The organism is Pseudomonas sp. 29 (assembly GCF_002754355.1).
In the GTDB taxonomy this organism is placed as follows: domain Bacteria; phylum Pseudomonadota; class Gammaproteobacteria; order Pseudomonadales; family Pseudomonadaceae; genus Aquipseudomonas; species Aquipseudomonas neuropathica.
This window is the reverse complement of sequence record NZ_PEEY01000001.1, coordinates 1,945,764-1,962,071: the sequence shown is the minus strand read 5'-3', so window position 1 is coordinate 1,962,071 and position 16,308 is coordinate 1,945,764. Positions and strand designations below refer to the sequence as shown.

General features: G+C 58.8%; 15 protein-coding genes. 7 read left to right on the top strand and 8 right to left on the bottom strand.

Annotated features, from left to right (window positions below; translation table 11 throughout):
* The first annotated feature begins 125 nt into the window (after positions 1–125).
* On the top strand, positions 126–1,790 hold the full coding sequence (gene ettA, locus CLU80_RS09125) for an energy-dependent translational throttle protein EttA (protein ID WP_099757230.1): 1,665 nt from the start codon (positions 126–128) through the stop codon (positions 1,788–1,790).
* A 346-nt stretch (positions 1,791–2,136) separates the two neighbouring features.
* Entirely contained in the window at positions 2,137–3,474 is a 1,338-nt protein-coding gene (gene gdhA, locus CLU80_RS09120) for an NADP-specific glutamate dehydrogenase (protein WP_099757229.1), read from the top strand.
* Here the strand turns inward: gdhA and CLU80_RS09115 are convergent.
* From CLU80_RS09115 to CLU80_RS09095, 4 genes are all read right to left on the bottom strand, one after another.
* Positions 3,471–3,965: a GreA/GreB family elongation factor gene (locus CLU80_RS09115; protein ID WP_099757228.1), complete on the bottom strand. Its 495-nt coding sequence runs from the start codon at positions 3,963–3,965 to the stop codon at positions 3,471–3,473. The two genes, gdhA and CLU80_RS09115, sit on opposite strands and share 4 nt — an antisense overlap.
* Before the next feature lie 70 nt (positions 3,966–4,035).
* Positions 4,036–4,392 (bottom strand): hypothetical protein, encoded by a 357-nt coding sequence (locus CLU80_RS09110; RefSeq protein ID WP_093434789.1) that lies wholly within the window; start codon positions 4,390–4,392, stop codon positions 4,036–4,038.
* Between the two features lie 219 nt (positions 4,393–4,611).
* Positions 4,612–6,465 (bottom strand): Lnb N-terminal periplasmic domain-containing protein, encoded by a 1,854-nt coding sequence (locus CLU80_RS09100; RefSeq protein WP_099757227.1) that lies wholly within the window; start codon positions 6,463–6,465, stop codon positions 4,612–4,614.
* Positions 6,466–6,559: 94 nt separating this feature from the next.
* Entirely contained in the window at positions 6,560–7,048 is a 489-nt protein-coding gene (locus CLU80_RS09095; protein ID WP_007909797.1) for a DUF3015 domain-containing protein, read from the bottom strand.
* A 301-nt stretch (positions 7,049–7,349) separates the two neighbouring features.
* Here CLU80_RS09095 and CLU80_RS09090 point away from each other — a divergent pair, with 301 nt between their 5' ends.
* Positions 7,350–9,788 carry a Lon protease family protein gene (locus tag CLU80_RS09090; RefSeq protein ID WP_016986197.1) on the top strand — a complete coding sequence of 813 codons (2,439 nt, stop codon included), beginning with the start codon at positions 7,350–7,352 and terminating at the stop codon, positions 9,786–9,788.
* Between the two features lie 325 nt (positions 9,789–10,113).
* The gene (locus CLU80_RS09080) at positions 10,114–10,428 is read left to right on the top strand and encodes a PA4575 family protein (RefSeq protein WP_007909799.1); all 315 of its coding nucleotides are present in this window, start codon (positions 10,114–10,116) and stop codon (positions 10,426–10,428) included.
* Between the two features lie 36 nt (positions 10,429–10,464).
* Here the strand turns inward: CLU80_RS09080 and CLU80_RS09075 are convergent, their stop codons facing one another.
* Positions 10,465–12,294, bottom strand: a complete 1,830-nt coding sequence (locus tag CLU80_RS09075; RefSeq protein WP_099757226.1) for a hypothetical protein — start codon at positions 12,292–12,294, stop codon at positions 10,465–10,467.
* A gap of 158 nt (positions 12,295–12,452) precedes the next feature.
* Between CLU80_RS09075 and CLU80_RS09070 the strand changes: the two genes are divergently transcribed.
* The 3 genes from CLU80_RS09070 (at position 12,453) to bamJ (ending at position 14,123) form a co-directional block, all read left to right on the top strand.
* Complete coding sequence (locus CLU80_RS09070) at positions 12,453–12,941, top strand: TIGR00645 family protein (RefSeq protein WP_007909801.1); 489 nt, start codon at positions 12,453–12,455, stop codon at positions 12,939–12,941.
* Positions 12,942–13,078: 137 nt separating this feature from the next.
* Complete coding sequence (locus CLU80_RS09065) at positions 13,079–13,384, top strand: DUF6482 family protein (protein ID WP_093434795.1); 306 nt, start codon at positions 13,079–13,081, stop codon at positions 13,382–13,384.
* Positions 13,385–13,505: 121 nt separating this feature from the next.
* Positions 13,506–14,123 carry a BamJ family beta-barrel-assembly machinery protein gene (gene bamJ, locus CLU80_RS09060; protein WP_008078561.1) on the top strand — a complete coding sequence of 206 codons (618 nt, stop codon included), beginning with the start codon at positions 13,506–13,508 and terminating at the stop codon, positions 14,121–14,123.
* Between the two features lie 110 nt (positions 14,124–14,233).
* Here bamJ and CLU80_RS09055 read toward each other — a convergent pair whose 3' ends face one another.
* The 3 genes from CLU80_RS09055 to CLU80_RS09045 form a co-directional block, all read right to left on the bottom strand.
* Complete coding sequence (locus tag CLU80_RS09055) at positions 14,234–14,491, bottom strand: PA4570 family protein (RefSeq protein WP_034153845.1); 258 nt, start codon at positions 14,489–14,491, stop codon at positions 14,234–14,236.
* Positions 14,492–14,696: 205 nt separating this feature from the next.
* Positions 14,697–15,038 carry a zinc ribbon domain-containing protein YjdM gene (locus CLU80_RS09050; protein WP_016986200.1) on the bottom strand — a complete coding sequence of 114 codons (342 nt, stop codon included), beginning with the start codon at positions 15,036–15,038 and terminating at the stop codon, positions 14,697–14,699.
* A 181-nt stretch (positions 15,039–15,219) separates the two neighbouring features.
* Positions 15,220–16,188, bottom strand: coding sequence for a polyprenyl synthetase family protein (locus CLU80_RS09045; protein ID WP_093434797.1), 969 nt, complete (start codon positions 16,186–16,188; stop codon positions 15,220–15,222).
* Positions 16,189–16,308 lie beyond the last annotated feature (120 nt).

The following is a 16,308-nucleotide window of genomic DNA, read 5'->3' as shown; positions in this document are numbered from 1 at the left end:
CAGCTCCTAGACTCAGACTTTTTCAGCGCGCACGCATTGATAACCATCAAGTGAACGACGCGCATGGTCTGGCCGGGCTTCGCCTGCGCTGCAATCATTCATCTGTCACTGACCCAAGGTTCTCCATGGCTCAATACGTCTTCACCATGCATCGGCTGGGCAAAGTTGTTCCGCCGAAGCGGGAAATTCTCAAAAACATTTCGCTGTCGTTCTTCCCCGGCGCCAAGATCGGTGTACTCGGCCTTAACGGTTCGGGTAAGTCCACGCTGCTGAAAATCATGGCTGGCGTCGACACCGAGTTCGAGGGCGAAGCCCGTCCGATGCCGGACCTGAACATCGGTTATCTGCCGCAAGAGCCACAACTTGATCCGACCAAGACCGTGCGTGAAGTGGTCGAGGAAGCGGTCAGCGTGATCAAGGATGCGCAAGCGCGTCTGGACGAGGTCTACGCCGCTTACGCCGATCCGGATGCCGACTTCGACAAGCTGGCCGCCGAGCAAGCCAAACTCGAAGCGATCCTGCAGGCCAGCGATGGTCACAACCTTGAGCGTCAACTGGAAGTCGCCGCCGATGCGCTGCGTCTGCCGGCCTGGGACGCCAAAGTAGAACACCTGTCCGGTGGTGAAAAGCGTCGTGTGGCCCTGTGCCGTCTGCTGCTGTCCGCGCCGGACATGCTGCTGCTCGACGAACCGACCAACCACTTGGACGCCGACTCGGTGGCGTGGCTGGAGCACTTCCTCCACGACTTCCCGGGCACTGTGGTAGCGATCACGCACGACCGTTACTTCCTCGATAACGTCGCTGGCTGGATTCTCGAACTCGACCGCGGCGCGGGCATTCCATACGAAGGCAACTACTCCGGTTGGCTTGAAGCCAAGTCCGATCGTCTGGCCGCTGAATCCAAGCAGCAGTCGGCGCACGAAAAAGCCATGAAAGAAGAACTGGAGTGGGTGCGCAAAGGCGCGAAAGCCCGCCAGTCGAAATCCAAGGCGCGTCTGCAACGCTTCGAAGAAATGCAATCGCAGGAATTCCAGAAACGCAGCGAAACCAACGAGATCTACATCCCGGCCGGTCCGCGCCTGGGCGACAAGGTCATCGAATTCAAGAACGTCACCAAGGGCTACGGCGATCGCGTGCTGATCGACAACCTGTCGTTCTCGATGCCGAAAGGCGCCATTGTCGGCGTGATCGGCGGTAACGGTGCCGGTAAGTCGACCCTGTTCCGCATGCTGATGGGCAAGGAACAACCGGATTCGGGCAGCATCGAAGTCGGTGAAACCGTGCAACTGGCCTGCGTTGACCAGAGCCGTGATGACCTGGATGGCAGCAAGACTGTATTCCAGCAAATCTCCGACGGTTCCGACCAGATCCGCATCGGCAACTACGAGATCCCGTCGCGTACCTACGTCGGTCGTTTCAACTTCAAGGGCGGCGATCAGCAGAAGTTCGTCAAGGATCTGTCCGGTGGTGAGCGCGGTCGTCTGCACCTGGCGCTGACTCTGAAGGAGGGCGGCAACGTCCTGCTGCTCGACGAACCGTCCAACGACCTCGACGTGGAAACCCTGCGTTCCCTGGAAGAAGCCCTGCTGGACTTCCCGGGCGCTGCCATTGTGATCTCTCACGACCGGTGGTTCCTGGACCGTGTGGCGACGCACATCCTGGCGTACGAAGATGACTCGCAAGCGGTGTTCTTCGAAGGCAACTACACCGAGTACGAAGCGGATCGTAAAAAGCGTCTCGGCGAAGCGGCTGCTCAGCCACACCGGGTACGTCACAAGAAACTGGCCTGATATCGGGTTGGTTGCATGAAAAAACGGAGCCTTCGGGCTCCGTTTTTTTTGTGTTTTTCAGGTTTAACCGAGTCGAACCCTTCGCGAGCAAGCTCGCTCCCACAGGGGAACGCATTTCAAATGTGGGAGCGAGCTTGCTCGCGAAGGGGCTGTAACTGTTGGTGCATGACGTGAATCTAATCTCACCATTAGCGTGCAAAGCAGGTCAAAAAACCGGCCTGATTTATATCCTGTGCACCATTTAATTTCATAACTGCGACATTTTGCTCTGTTCCTGTGCGCATTTCGTTTGTTACAGTCCGGCCCAATCTCCTCCAACGACAATAAATTTGCCGAGACTTTTCCCATGATCGAATCCGTCGAATCCTTCCTCGCTCGCCTGAAAAAACGCGACCCGGATCAACCCGAATTCCACCAGGCCGTCGAAGAAGTCCTGCGCAGTTTGTGGCCGTTTCTCGAAGCCAATCCGCATTACCTGACCGCGGGGATTCTGGAGCGCATCTGCGAGCCGGAGCGCGCGGTGATGTTTCGCGTGTCGTGGGTCGACGATCAGGGCAAAGTCCGGGTCAATCGCGGGTTCCGCATCCAGATGAACAGCGCCATCGGCCCGTACAAGGGTGGCCTGCGTTTCCATCCGTCGGTGAACATGGGCGTGCTGAAATTCCTCGCCTTTGAACAGACCTTCAAAAACTCCCTGACCTCGCTGCCAATGGGCGGCGGCAAGGGCGGCTCCGACTTCGATCCGAAGGGCAAGAGCGACGCTGAAGTCATGCGTTTCTGCCAGGCGTTCATGAGCGAGTTGTACCGCCACATCGGCGCCGACGTTGACGTGCCGGCCGGTGACATCGGCGTCGGTGCGCGCGAGATCGGTTTCCTGTTTGGCCAGTACAAGCGCCTGAGCAACCAGTTCACCAGTGTGCTGACCGGCAAAGGCATGACCTACGGCGGCAGCCTGATTCGTCCGGAAGCCACCGGTTTCGGCTGCGTATATTTCGCTGAAGAAATGCTCAAGCGTCGCGGGCAGACCGTCGAAGGCAAGCGTGTGGCGATCTCCGGTTCCGGCAACGTCGCGCAATACGCGGCGCGCAAGGTGATGGACCTGGGCGGCAAGGTGATTTCCCTGTCCGACTCCGAAGGCACGTTGTATTGCGAAGCCGGGTTGAGTGAAGAGCAGTGGCTGGCGCTGCTGGAACTGAAAAACGTCAAACGTGGACGCATTAGCGAATTGGCCGCAGCGTTCGGCCTGGAATTCCGCGCCGGTCAGTTGCCCTGGTCGTTGCCGTGCGACATCGCGCTGCCGTGCGCTACACAGAACGAACTCGACGCCGAAGCCGCGCGCACACTGCTGCGCAATGGCTGCGTGTGCGTAGCTGAGGGCGCGAACATGCCGACCACGCTCGAGGCTGTGGATATCTTTATCGAGGCCGGGATTCTGTTTGCGCCGGGCAAAGCGTCCAACGCTGGCGGTGTGGCGGTGAGTGGTCTGGAGATGTCGCAGAACGCCATGCGCTTGCTGTGGACGGCAGGTGAGGTGGACAGCAAGCTGCACGCGATCATGCAGTCGATCCACCACGCTTGCGTGCATTACGGCGAAGAGAACGGGCGTATCAACTACGTCAAAGGCGCGAACATCGCCGGCTTCGTCAAAGTCGCCGACGCAATGCTCGCGCAGGGCGTGGTTTAAGCCGGTTCGATGCGGATCACTTCAATCACTTGATCGCCGGCGGGGCGCTGCCACAGCACCTCGTCATTGAGCTGCGCACCGAGCAGCGCCCGGCCCAGCGGTGAGCCCCAATTGATCAGGCCTTTGCTGGCATCGGCCTGATCCTCGCCGACCAGTTGTACCCGGCGTTCGGTATCGTGCTCGTCGGCGTAGGTCACCCAACTGCCGATCTGCACTTTGTCGGTGGAGGTCGCGGCAACCGCGACTTGTGCGCTGCTCAGGCGTTGATTGAAATACCGCAAATCCCTTTCCAGATCCGCCAGACGCTGCTTGTCAGCCTGCTCTCCTTTGGCCGATTGTTCGGCATGCAAGGTTTGCAGTTCGGCGACTTTCTCCTGCAGCTGCGCGAGCCCTTGAGCAGTGACGTAGTTGGGCTGCGTGCTGACCTGCCGTTCTACCGGCTGATCGGCTTGCGCGGCGGCGTTGTCTTCGTTGACGAATGCGCGACTCATGGTGTCCTCCTCGTATGAGGTTTGGGCCATGCTCGCAGGCATTTGGTTTCACTGGATGTCTGGAAACGACCTATTGCGAGCGATAGGCCCGCCCGGCGTCCTGATCTTTCTGTTGCTGCCAGGCGCGCTCGCGTTCGTCCCAATGTTCATTGCGATACTGTTCGCGATCCTTGTTTTCCAACATTGCCTGACACTGGCGGAAGCCGTCGGTCCAGCCTTCGGCGTATTGCTTGTCCTTCAGATAGCGCGGCACGTTCTTGCGAAACTCGCCGCTGATCGAACCCGCCGCCTGACGACCGCTGACACAACCGTCATCGAAGCCGTCGGCGAAGGCCGGTGGATAACCCTTGGCGATCAGATCTTCATGGGTGGTCTGGCAACCGCCCAGTAACAGCACAACACCCAGCAAACCCGCACACCGCCACATCGCACTCTCCCGCGCCGGTTCTCCGGCCTATGGGGAAAGTCTAGAAGCTGATTCATGAGGCGGCTGTCGAAGCGCCGTGAAAAATCCATTAACACCACAAATCCCCTGTGGGAGCGAGCTTGCTCGCGAAGGCTTCGTGTCAGGCAACTCTGATATCGACTGACCCACCGCTTTCGCGAGCAAGCTCGCTCCCACATTGGTTTTGTGCTGTGTTCGGGATCAGTAGTGATACCACTTCACTTCAAGCATGACTTCCGTTTCCGGGGTGGCGAGATGGCTGAACTCACGCTGCGCACTCAGACGTAAACCGAGGTTGCGCGACAACTCCCACTGCTGATTCAGGCTCAGGCTACGGCGCACTTCGCCATTGAAAAAGTAATCACCTTTGGCTTCGAGGCTGAGATTGCCCAGCGGGTTTTTCCACAGCACGCCGGTATTGAAACCGCCGGCCGGGGAGACGAATTCGGCGAAGTCATTGTTGTGCTCGACGCGCACGGTGCCGAGGGCAAATCCCAATACGTCATCACCCAACGCCCAAGTGCCGCCACCGCCACCATTCACGTGGCTGACCAGCGTCTCGTCATCGTGCTTGCCCGGTACGCGCTCAAGACCACCAGTGACTTGCCACGACAGCGGTTGCAACAGCTCATTACGTGGCGTCAGCGAACGAATGGTCGCCAGATCCAGCTGCTGGAACTGCCAGTGATTGCCTTCGTACTGACGCAGTTTCATCTGCAGGATCTCGATCTGCGCGCCGAGCGGGAAGCTCTCGGCGTTGTCGTTGAGATCGTGATACGCCATGCGCAAGCCGTACTCACCGAACGCACGGTCGCCACGGGTGCCGAGACCGGCCTGCCAGGTGCGCGATTCGTGGCCGTCTTCGGGCAAGCCCGGTTGTGGGATGTCCAGTTCGGGGGCGGGGTTCTTGTTGATCGCCCGCAGCAGTTCAAAGCTGCGCTGTGCCCGTTGTGGATCGCGTTCCTGGCCGTTGGCGCGGTAGCGCTCCAGACGATATGCCGCGTCGATGATCAACGCTTGACGGTCGCGGGGCAGGGCTTTGAACGCCGGATCCTGCAACTGCTGTTGATCGGCGCTGACGTTCAGCACCCATTGCTGTTCGTCACTGTTCAAAGGCTCGGCACGGCTGAGCAATTCGCGCTCGCGGGACGGGCGGTATTCGATACTTTCCACCAGCCCGGCTTCCTTCACCGCTTTGACGGTGTCGGTGGGAATTGCGGTCAACGGGAATTGTTCGGTCAGGCGCAGGCTCGGCCGCGCCACCTGCAGCAACTCAAGCAGACGATACGAGCAGTTTTCGTCGAAGAAGAAATAGTCGAACTGGATCTGCTTCAACTCCCACACATGCTCGACCATGCGCGCGGTTTCTTCCTGGGTCAGATTCAATCGGTATTCCCACAGATCGCGGTTTTCCAGGCTGCGGTATTCCGAGAGTTTTTCCTGATAGGGCACCAGCGCGAACAACCCGGGATAGCCGCCCATCAAACCTTTCCAGGCATACAGAATGCTGTTGTCCGAACCTTCGATGTAGGCACCGAAGTTGATCGCGTAACTGAGCAGCGAGGTCTTGTCGGCCTGCACATCGGCTTGATCGATGCGCAGCAGGGTGTGGCCGAACATCGATGACGGACTGTTCAAATAAGCCGCCGGGAAGATCATCACCGCGCTGTGCGGCGAGACGTCCTTGAACCACTTTTTGTATTCGGCGCATGCCGGTGTCGGCAGATCGCTGAGATTGAGTTGCGCCTTCAGCCAGCGAGTGCGCGCCGGATAAACACATTGCGCATGTTGCTCGCCAAGACTGGCCGGGGCGTACAGCGCTTGCACGGTGGCCGCCAGTTCGTGGTCGGGATGCTCATTGCCATCGGGCGCGAGAAAGAATTTCTTGTCGCTGACATAGCTGCGCCAGCCGCCAAGCTTGGCGGTTTCGTAGTGACCGAGGGAAATCCAGAAGCGGTCGTTGGCCAGTTGCTGCAAACGTTGAGGGTCGATGTGGGGCGCGGCGGACAGCGGGGCGCAGACACAGAGCGCCAGCCAGGCAAGGCGTTTGAGCATAGTCGGCAACTTGAACAGGAAAGAAATAAAGACCCAAGGAGGGCGGGCCGAAAAAACAAAACCCGCTTCCCGAAGGAAGCGGGCGAGGTCGAGCTTAAGCCTGAGTTGCGTACTTGGCCAGACGAGGATCCGATTTCAGTACGGCCAGGGTGTTGGTATGCACGTCTTCAGCGGTCACGTCAGCCTTGCTGAAGATCTGCTGGAAGTGCTCGTGAGTCACAGCCGCGAAGTGCGCACGGTCTTCCGGCGCCACGCCCAGTACCACGGCATAAGTCGTCAGCGCTTCGCCGTTGCCTTTGGCCATGTCTTCGGACAGCTCGTTCATCATGCCATTCATGGCAAACCAGGATTTGCCGCCGTAGGTCAGCGACGCGTTGGTCGAGCAACCGTTGGTGCCGGAAGTCATACCGAAGGTGGCGTTACCGGAAGTGCCGTTGGTGGTGGAAGCGAGGAAGTGCGCCGGGGTGCCACGCTGACCTTCGAACAGCATGTTGCCCCAACCGCAATCCGGGCCGCCTGGAGCTTGCGCCATTGCGTTGATGGATACAGCGGTGAAGAGAGTACCGAGAAGAATCCGTTTCATAGCTTTTTTCTCTTTGTGTGCATACCAATGGACAGGGTTCTGGCCCCCCAAGCTCTGTACGAGACAGATCCAAACGAAGCCAGTGGGCCGGTATTAGTTCCAGCCGCGCAGTTTGGAGTTTAGGCATGTTCCTGCGGTTCCGTGATTTTTTACAAAAGATTCGCTAATGACCCCGGTTTCAGGGGAGCTGCTGTGCAGAGGCGCGGTTGTCTATGCTTTGTCATGTGGCGCGCCTTGCCAGTGGGGCACAGGCAGCGCCAGAATGCCGCTATCTGCCCCGCCTGATTGTTAAGGAAGCCCGATGCCTGATCCTGTTGCTGCCAGCTTGCGTCTCGCGCCCGAAGCGCTGACCCGTCCGTTTTCCGCTGAACAGTTCAGCTTCACTACCACCAATGATCTGGAGCCCTTTCGCGGTGTGCTCGGCCAGGAACGCGCGGTCGAAGCCTTGCAGTTCGGTGTGGCCATGCCACGCCCCGGTTACAACGTATTCGTCATGGGCGAGCCCGGCACTGGTCGTTTCTCGTTCGTCAAACGCTACCTGAAGGCCGAAGGCAAGCGCCTGCAGACCCCGGCGGACTGGGTCTACGTCAATAACTTCGATGAGCCGCGCGAGCCGCGTGCGCTGGAACTGCCTTCGGGCACTGCCGGCGCGTTTATCGGTGACATCAACGGTTTGATCGACAACTTGCTGGCGACGTTTCCAGCGGTGTTCGAGCACCCGTCCTATCAGCAAAAGAAAAGTGCCATCGACCGTGCATTCAACCAGCGCTACGACAAAGCCCTCGACATCATCGAGCGCCTGGCCCTGGAAAAAGACGTTGCCCTGTATCGCGACAGCAGCAACATCGCCTTCACGCCGATGCTCGACGGCAAAGCACTGGACGAAGCGGAATTTGCCCAGTTGCCGGAAGCTGATCGTGAGCGTTTTCACGACGACATTTCCGGCCTCGAAGAGCGCCTGAACGAAGAACTCGCCAGTCTGCCGCAGTGGAAGCGTGAGTCGAACAATCAACTGCGCTCGCTCAACGAAGAAACCATCACCTTGGCCTTGCAGCCGCTACTGTCGCCGTTGTCGGAGAAGTACGCCGAGAACGCTGCGGTCTGCGGTTACCTGCAAGCCATGCAGGTCTATCTGCTGAAAACCGTGGTCGAGCAACTGGTCGACGACAGCAAGACCGACGCCGTCGCGCGCAAACTGCTGGAAGAACAATACGCACCGAGCCTGGTGGTCGGTCATCCGCTCAGCGGCGGTGCGCCAGTCGTTTTCGAGCCGCACCCGACGTACGAAAACCTCTTCGGTCGCATCGAATACACCACCGATCAGGGTGCGCTTTACACCACTTATCGCCAGTTGCGTCCGGGTGCCTTGCACCGCGCCAACGGCGGTTTCCTGATTCTTGAAGCGGAAAAAATGCTCAGCGAGCCGTTTGTGTGGGATGCGCTGAAACGCGCCCTGCAATCGCGCAAGCTGAAAATGGAATCGCCGCTGGGCGAGATGGGCCGTTTCGCCACCGTGACGCTCAACCCGCAGCACATTCCGTTGCAGGTCAAAGTCATCATCATCGGTGCGCGGTCGCTGTACTACACGCTGCAAGACCTCGATCCGGACTTCCAGGAGATGTTCCGCGTCCTCGTGGATTTCGACGAAGACATCCCGATGGTCGACGAGAGCCTGGAGCAATTTGCCCAGTTGTTGAAAACCCGGACTTCGGAAGAAGGCATGGCGCCGCTGACTGCCGATGCGGTAGCGCGCCTGGCGACTTACAGCGCACGTTTGGCCGAGCACCAAGGGCGTTTGTCGGCGCGTATTGGCGATCTGTTCCAACTGGTCAGCGAAGCGGATTTCATCCGTCACCTGGCCGGCGATGAAATGACCGATGCCGGACATATCGAACGCGCGTTGAAAGCTAAAGCTACGCGCACCGGACGTGTGTCGGCGCGGATTCTCGACGACATGCTCGCCGGGATCATCCTGATCGACACCGATGGCGCGGCGGTCGGCAAGTGCAACGGTCTGACCGTGCTCGAGGTCGGCGACTCGGCGTTCGGTGTACCGGCGCGGATTTCTGCCACGGTGTATCCGGGTGGCAGCGGCATTGTTGACATTGAGCGTGAGGTCAACCTCGGCCAGCCGATTCACTCCAAAGGTGTGATGATCCTTACCGGGTATCTGGGCAGCCGTTATGCCCAGGAATTCCCGCTGGCGATTTCCGCGAGCATCGCGCTGGAGCAGTCGTACGGTTACGTCGATGGCGACAGTGCGTCGCTGGGCGAGGCGTGCACGCTGATTTCGGCGCTGTCGAAAACCCCGCTCAAGCAGTGCTTTGCGATCACTGGTTCGATCAACCAGTTCGGCGAAGTGCAGGCGGTGGGCGGGGTCAACGAGAAGATCGAAGGCTTCTTCCGACTCTGCGAAGCGCGCGGGCTGACTGGCGAGCAGGGCGCAATCATTCCACAGGCCAACGTGGCCACGCTGATGCTTGATGAGAAAGTGTTGGCGGCGGTGCGTGCCGGGCAGTTCCACGTGTACGCGGTGCGTCAGGCCGACGAGGCGTTGAGTCTGTTGGTGGGCGAACCGGCCGGTGAACCGAATGCCGACGGCGAATTCCCGGAAGGCAGCATCAACGCACGGGTGGTCGAGCGCTTGCGCGACATCGCCGAGATGATCAGCGAAGAAGACCTCAAGGAAGCCGAGAAAGAGTTGGCCCAAGAAGCGCTGGCCGAAGCCAAACCGGCTTAACAGTCTTAAAGCGAACCCTGTGGGAGCGAGCTTGCTCGCGAAAGCGGCGTATCAGTCGACGAATCAGTTGCCTGACACCCCGTATTCGCGAGCAAGCTCGCTCCCACAGTTGTTTTTCCAGATTGATTTTTGTGGAGATCTTCGGGAGATATGCCACAACTCTGACGCCAATATTCACACAATGACCATTCGGCGCCTTCTGGTCTCATTCGGCTTGCGCAGCGGACTTTTCTTCTATTCTCAGCTCAAGGATATCGACAGTATCACTGGATCGAGCCAGTCCTCCCGTGAGGGCTGAATACCGGCTTCACCGAGGGTCGCCGCCATGTCGCGCAACCTCTGTCTCACCCGTCAATGCCTGGGTCTGGTGACCCGCATCGAATGTGCCATCAAGCCGTTGGCCGGCGATAACGGCATGTGGACGCTGCTCTTCGCCGCCGGCATGGCCGGTGAACAACCTTCCGCCATCAAGGCCCAAGGCCCGTTTCATGGGCCGGTCGCCGCCGAATCGATACTCGACACCATCGTTGAAAGCCTGACCTTGCACGGCTATGAACTGGCCGATGATCCGCAGATCTGGAGCCTGCACCTGCAAGCCCAGTTGCGGCAGATCAACGGTGGCCGTGGCCGCGCCCTTTAGGCGCTGCCGCAGGTTGCGATCTTTTGATCTGGCTCTTCAGTGGGCAGCCTCAGGCACCTGCGCCCGGTCGAGTTTGACCTCAAAGCCGTATTGCACAGTGGCGAGGTCGGTGCGCTGATAGGTTTCTACGTGCGTCGGGCGGCCATAAAAATAGTGCACGCCGAACAGCGCCGGGCCTTCTGCGCTCGCATCGTGGCTGACAGAAAGAATCTGCTTGAGGTAGTTGCCGCTGTCGTCTTTGACGAAGAAACGCCATTCGTTGGGCGGAAACAATTTCAGGTCCACCACCAGCAGGTTGTTCTTGATCTCCAGACCTTTGGGCAAGGACTTGGCGTCGTATGCCTGCTTGGCCACAGTCGCGAGAAACAGCGGCATTGAACCGACGGCGATCGCCGGGGTTTCCGGGAACAGGTTCAGGTCGTAAGTGATCGTCGCGCGCAGCGGATCGACCTGGTATGCCTCGGGCGGCAGTTCGATCGGTTCATCGAGTTTGCCACTGCGTTTTTCGGTAAAGAACGTGACAGGGCTGACCCCCGGGCTGAAGTCATCGCCCAGCAGTTCATCGTTGAACGTACGGCGATGGGAAAACTCGATGCGTGCAGCGCTCGGTTCTTCAACGTATTGATGAATGCGAATGCCTGCCTTCAGTTGCTCTTCGGTCAGGCTCGCACCCTTGAGCCAGTTGGCTGCCAGATCGTCGTAGACCGTCACTGGCAGATCCAGCGGTTGAATGGCCTTCTGCGTCGTGTGTTGATTGAACGTGCGAATCGGCAGATCCAGCGATTTGCGCGTCACCGTCGCCGAGGAGAAGTCGAGTACGCTGACTTCCAGAGTGTCGATCGGGCCATTGAAATAGACCTTGTTATAGCGACGCGGGTGCTTGTCCTCGAATGCCTGCTGCTCTTCGGTGAGTTGCTTTTCCAGCGCATCGCTCCAGCCCTTCTGCTGTTGCAGGTAGGCCAGTTGTTTTTCATAGAAGGCCACTTGCTCCGGACTCTCGTTGATCGAGCCGGCGCGTATCAGGTATTGCCCGGTCTTGTCGCGGGCCTGGACGATCAGCGGATTGAGCTGCGTCTCTGCGACTTCCGCAGCCAGTGGCAGATTGTTGCTGAATTCCACTTCGGCGTAGTTGTTCTCGAGCTTCAGCAGTTTGACGCTGAGGTTGTCGTTACTGCGGGTCTGGCCGACGTCTTTTTGCGTCAGGTCGAAGCTGTACAAGCGGCGCGGTGCGATGACTTCGATCTGGCCTTGCAGGCTGACCGGTTGCGGCAGGGACTTCTTGTCCACGTCCAGTCCGTCAATGAACGGGTAGGTCACGGTCAGGTCATCGGGGTTGGTGACGTTGGAGCTGGAGGGGCTGAGCTGAATGCCCGGATCGGTTTCCGACCATTCCGGCTGATAGGCGATCACGCGTTTGTTGCTCAACGTCACCGACTGCCATTCCACACCGTGTGGAAACAAGAAGCCGCCGGGAATGTTCAGGTTGAACGGGAACACCGGTTGCAGATCGGTGAGGTAATCGGAGCTGGCATCCTTGTGCAGCACGAACAGGCCGTTGATAAACGTATCGACCAGCGCCTGCGGGGCAGGATAGTGCTTGAGCACGGCGAGTGCGTCTTCACCGTATTCGGTGCGCGGCGGATTGTCGTTGAGCTTGAGTTGCGCGCGTTCGAGCAGCAGCAGTGAGCCGCCGAGTTCGGTGATGGCGTCCTTGAGCTTGGAGTCGGTGATGGCGTCCAGTGACTGTTCGAACTTTGCGGTTTTTTCTTCAAGGCTGGTGGCGTGTTTTTCGTCGCCGGGAGAGCAACCGCTGATCAACAGAGCAAGGCAAATTCCGGCCGTCGTTATCGGTAATCGCACATCCATTTCCACACGTCCTGTCTGCAGTCACTGGGCTGTCAATGGTTTCGACACTAGCAGAAAAAATCATCCACACGCGCAGGTGGCGGATTTTCGGGCAGTTTCTGGCTGTCACAGGGGGCTGGTATACTCGCCGCCATTTCCACCCCCTTGTGTGAGATTCAATGGAACGCTTTATCGAAAATGCAATGTACGCCTCGCGCTGGCTGCTGGCGCCAATCTATATCGGGCTCTCGCTCGGGTTGCTGGCGCTGGCACTGAAGTTTTTCCAGGAAGTGTTCCACATCCTGCCCAACGTTTTTTCGATGGCCGAGTCGGAACTGATTCTGGTGCTGCTGTCGCTGATCGACATGGCACTGGTCGGCGGCCTGCTGGTGATGGTGATGATTTCCGGCTACGAGAACTTCGTCTCTGAACTGAACATCGACGAAGGCAAGGAAAAGCTCAGCTGGCTCGGCACCATGGACTCTTCGTCGTTGAAGATGAAAGTGGCGGCTTCGATCGTGGCGATTTCATCGATCCACTTGCTGCGCATCTTCATGGACGCCAAGAACGTCGATCCCGAGCATTTGATGTGGTACGTGATCATCCACATGACCTTCGTCGTTTCGGCGTTCGCCATGGGTTACCTGGACAAAGTCACCAAGCACTGATCAACCGTTGATCGCTGCAAAAAAACACCGCCCGTCTGTTGCGAAACAGACGGGCGGTGTCGTTTGTGGCTTGTGCTTTGGTGCGCGCAAGCATATCCCTGTAGAGGTCCTGACTCGCCACTTTGTGAGGTGCGTTCATGAACCTGCAAGAGCTGAATGCGTTTGCCATCGCCAGGAAGGTCGATGAGTTGAACCTGATCTCCATGGAGGGCGGGATTTATCTGCTCGAAGCGCGGATGCACGGGGCGGCATATCCGTTGAGTGATCCCAAAGGCAAGATGCTGACCCTGCGATCAGTGGAGCATGCGCGGGATCTGCTGCATGCGTTTCCGGTGCTGCCCTTCAATCTTGTCCACACCTCGGTGCATGACGAAATGTGCGGCCTGGGCGGCAGTATCGATGAATGCCTGAAGGTGCCGCTCGCCTGGCGTTCAGCCCTGTAGGCCTTGCGCCCCATCGCCGGGCATCTGTGCTAGTCTGCTCGCCCTTTTGGTTCCGGGCGCGCCGGGACGCGCTGTGCTCGCACGGCAAGTCTTGTGGCCGTCCGCACAGCGGAGCAGTGTCATGTCCGAAGTAAATCTGTCCACCGACGAAACCCGCGTCAGCTACGGCATCGGCCGTCAACTGGGCGACCAGCTGCGCGACAACCCGCCACCGGGCGTTAGCCTGGACGCGATCCTGGCCGGTCTGACCGACGCTTTCGCCGGCAAGGAAAGCCGTGTTGGCCAGGAAGAAATGTCCGCCAGCTTCAAGGTTATCCGCGAAATCATGCAAGCCGAAGCCGCTGCCAAAGCTGAAGCCGCTGCTGGCGAAGGCCTGGCTTTCCTGGCTGAAAACGCCAAGCGTGACGGCATCACCACCCTGGCTTCCGGCCTGCAATTCGAAGTGCTGACTCAGGGCGAAGGCGCCAAGCCTACCCGTGAAGACCAGGTCCGTACTCACTACCACGGCACACTGATCGACGGCACTGTGTTCGACAGCTCCTACGAGCGTGGCCAGCCTGCAGAATTCCCGGTTGGCGGCGTGATCGCTGGCTGGACCGAAGCCCTGCAACTGATGAATGCCGGCAGCAAATGGCGTCTGTACGTGCCGAGCGAACTGGCTTACGGCGCTCAAGGCGTTGGCAGCATCCCGCCGCATAGCGTTCTGGTATTCGACGTCGAGCTGCTGGACGTTCTGTAAGACCTTTGTGGGAGCGAGCTTGCTCGCGAATGCAGGCGACTGGATCTAACTTGAGATTCGAGTTGAAGCCTTCGCGAGCAGGCTCTCTCCCACAGGTTTTGTATTACTGCTCATAGTTCTATCTTGTGATGCAGTTCACTGGTCGGGCGCAAGGCCCGGGCATAGCAGAACAGGAACAGATTGCGCACCAGCTCCTTGAGCACCAATGGTTCGCTGGAATTTAGGCTGCTGACGTCCAGATCCCCTTGATCCTGCAGTTCATGCAAGGCTTCTTCTTCAAGCACCGCACAGACTTCACCTGTCTCCCGATGGAGGATTCTGAGGTAAGGGTGTGGGCGATCCAGCCACGCGTCGATCAAATAAGTCATGGTTCTCATCTCCTTGAAGGGTTTCAATGAGAATAATTCTTATTCATCAAATAGCAAGCGTCTATTGGCGGATTCTGAAATTTTCCGGGTAAAGATTGCGTAAGGTCAAAACGGCTGGCGTTTGGCTATTGCGCGGTTTTGCTGGGGTAGAGCGGGGAGGGCGAAGCTCCATCCCACGCCTGGCGCGGGATGGATGACAACGGAATCAGACCTTTCTGACGAACTCGGATTTGAGTTTCATCGGGCCGATACCGTCGATCTTGCAGTCGATATCGTGGTCGCCATCGCACAGACGGATGTTCTTGACCTTGGTGCCGACCTTGACCACCAGCGAAGTGCCCTTGACCTTCAGATCCTTGATCACGGTGATGGTGTCGCCGTCCTGCAGGACGTTGCCGACCGAGTCTTTCTTCACGGCATCATCAGACGCCACTTCGGCTTCGCCGCTGGCGGACCACTCGTGGGCGCACTCCGGGCACACCAGTTGGGTACCGTCTTCGTAGGTGTATTCGGAATTGCATTTCGGGCAGGGTGGCAACGTGCTCACTAAGGCTCCTTGGGTATGGATCGCTAAAAGTCGCACATTGTATAGGGTTTTACGCGAGGGAGGGCATAGCGCAGAAACAACTGTGGGAGCGAGCCTGCTCGCGAAAGCGGTGTGTCAGTCAACATTGATGTCGATTGGCAGATTGCTTTCGCGAGCAGGCTCGCTCCCACAGTGGGCTGTATCAGTGCGTACGGGCGACCGCAAACTCGCTCAGTTCAACCAGCGCATCGCGGTATTCGCTGGCCGGCAGGGCATCGAGGCACTTGATCGCACGGGCCACGTAATCGCGGGCCAGTTGCGCGGTGTACTCAAGCGAACCGGAGGCTTCCACGGCAATGCGGATGCTTTCCAGGTCTTCGATCCCGCCTTTCTGGATCGCCTGACGCACCAGTGCAGCCTGTTCAGCCGTACCTTCACGCATGGTGTAGATCAGCGGCAGGGTCGGCTTGCCTTCGGCCAGATCGTCACCGACGTTCTTGCCCAGGGTTTCGGCGTCGCCCTTGTAGTCGAGCAGGTCGTCGACCAGTTGGAACGCCACGCCGAGGTGATCACCGAAGGTGCGCAGGGCTTCGCTCTGCTCAGCGGTAGCACCGGCCAATGCAGCGGCGCTGTGGGTCGAAGCTTCGAAGAGCATCGCGGTCTTGCCGCGGATGACTTCCATATAGGTTTCTTCAGTGGTGCTGGCGTCGCGCACCTTGGACAGTTGTAGTACTTCGCCTTCAGCGATGATGCGCGTGGCCTGGGACAGGATCTTCATCACCGGCATCGAGCCCAGTTCGACCATCATTTCGAACGAGCGCGAGTACAGGAAATCGCCGACCAGCACGCTCGGGGCGTTGCCCCACATGGCGTTGGCGGTAGAACGGCCACGGCGCATGCCGGACATGTCGACCACGTCGTCATGCAGCAGGGTGGCGGTGTGCAGGAATTCGATGGTGGCGGCCAAAAGGCGCATGTCGTCGCCTTCGCGACCCAGGGCCTTGCCACAGAGCAACACTAATAAAGGACGCAGACGTTTGCCGCCGGCCGAGGTAATGTAATCGCCGATTTTCGATACCAGCGGTACTCGGGAAGTCAGCTGCTTCTTGATGATGCCGTCGACGGCGCTAAAATCGTCCGCCACCGCGCGGTAGAAAGCTTGGGGTTGCATCAGCGAGAGTCGCTCCAGAAGGGTTGCGCGGCATGCTAGGACCCCCATCCAGACCTGTCAAGGCGCGATAGACGGCTACTTGCAAGCCTGCGGCACCTTGCGTACAATCGCGCACCCTGA

What these genes read in the sequence shown, in the direction of transcription:
- gdhA (WP_099757229.1), top strand. Translation starts at nt 2,137, where the DNA reads ATGATCGAATCCGTCGAATCCTTCCTCGCTCGCCTGAAAAAACGCGAC.
- CLU80_RS09100 (WP_099757227.1), bottom strand. Translation starts at nt 6,465, where the DNA reads ATGCTCAAACGCCTTGCCTGGCTGGCGCTCTGTGTCTGCGCCCCGCTG.
- CLU80_RS09055 (WP_034153845.1), bottom strand. Translation starts at nt 14,491, where the DNA reads ATGACTTATTTGATCGACGCGTGGCTGGATCGCCCACACCCTTACCTC.
- CLU80_RS09075 (WP_099757226.1), bottom strand. Translation starts at nt 12,294, where the DNA reads ATGGATGTGCGATTACCGATAACGACGGCCGGAATTTGCCTTGCTCTG.
- CLU80_RS09090 (WP_016986197.1), top strand. Translation starts at nt 7,350, where the DNA reads ATGCCTGATCCTGTTGCTGCCAGCTTGCGTCTCGCGCCCGAAGCGCTG.
- CLU80_RS09045 (WP_093434797.1), bottom strand. Translation starts at nt 16,188, where the DNA reads ATGCAACCCCAAGCTTTCTACCGCGCGGTGGCGGACGATTTTAGCGCC.
- ettA (WP_099757230.1), top strand. Translation starts at nt 126, where the DNA reads ATGGCTCAATACGTCTTCACCATGCATCGGCTGGGCAAAGTTGTTCCG.
- CLU80_RS09065 (WP_093434795.1), top strand. Translation starts at nt 13,079, where the DNA reads ATGAACCTGCAAGAGCTGAATGCGTTTGCCATCGCCAGGAAGGTCGAT.
- bamJ (WP_008078561.1), top strand. Translation starts at nt 13,506, where the DNA reads ATGTCCGAAGTAAATCTGTCCACCGACGAAACCCGCGTCAGCTACGGC.
- CLU80_RS09070 (WP_007909801.1), top strand. Translation starts at nt 12,453, where the DNA reads ATGGAACGCTTTATCGAAAATGCAATGTACGCCTCGCGCTGGCTGCTG.
- CLU80_RS09115 (WP_099757228.1), bottom strand. Translation starts at nt 3,965, where the DNA reads ATGAGTCGCGCATTCGTCAACGAAGACAACGCCGCCGCGCAAGCCGAT.
- CLU80_RS09080 (WP_007909799.1), top strand. Translation starts at nt 10,114, where the DNA reads ATGTCGCGCAACCTCTGTCTCACCCGTCAATGCCTGGGTCTGGTGACC.
- CLU80_RS09095 (WP_007909797.1), bottom strand. Translation starts at nt 7,048, where the DNA reads ATGAAACGGATTCTTCTCGGTACTCTCTTCACCGCTGTATCCATCAAC.
- CLU80_RS09110 (WP_093434789.1), bottom strand. Translation starts at nt 4,392, where the DNA reads ATGTGGCGGTGTGCGGGTTTGCTGGGTGTTGTGCTGTTACTGGGCGGT.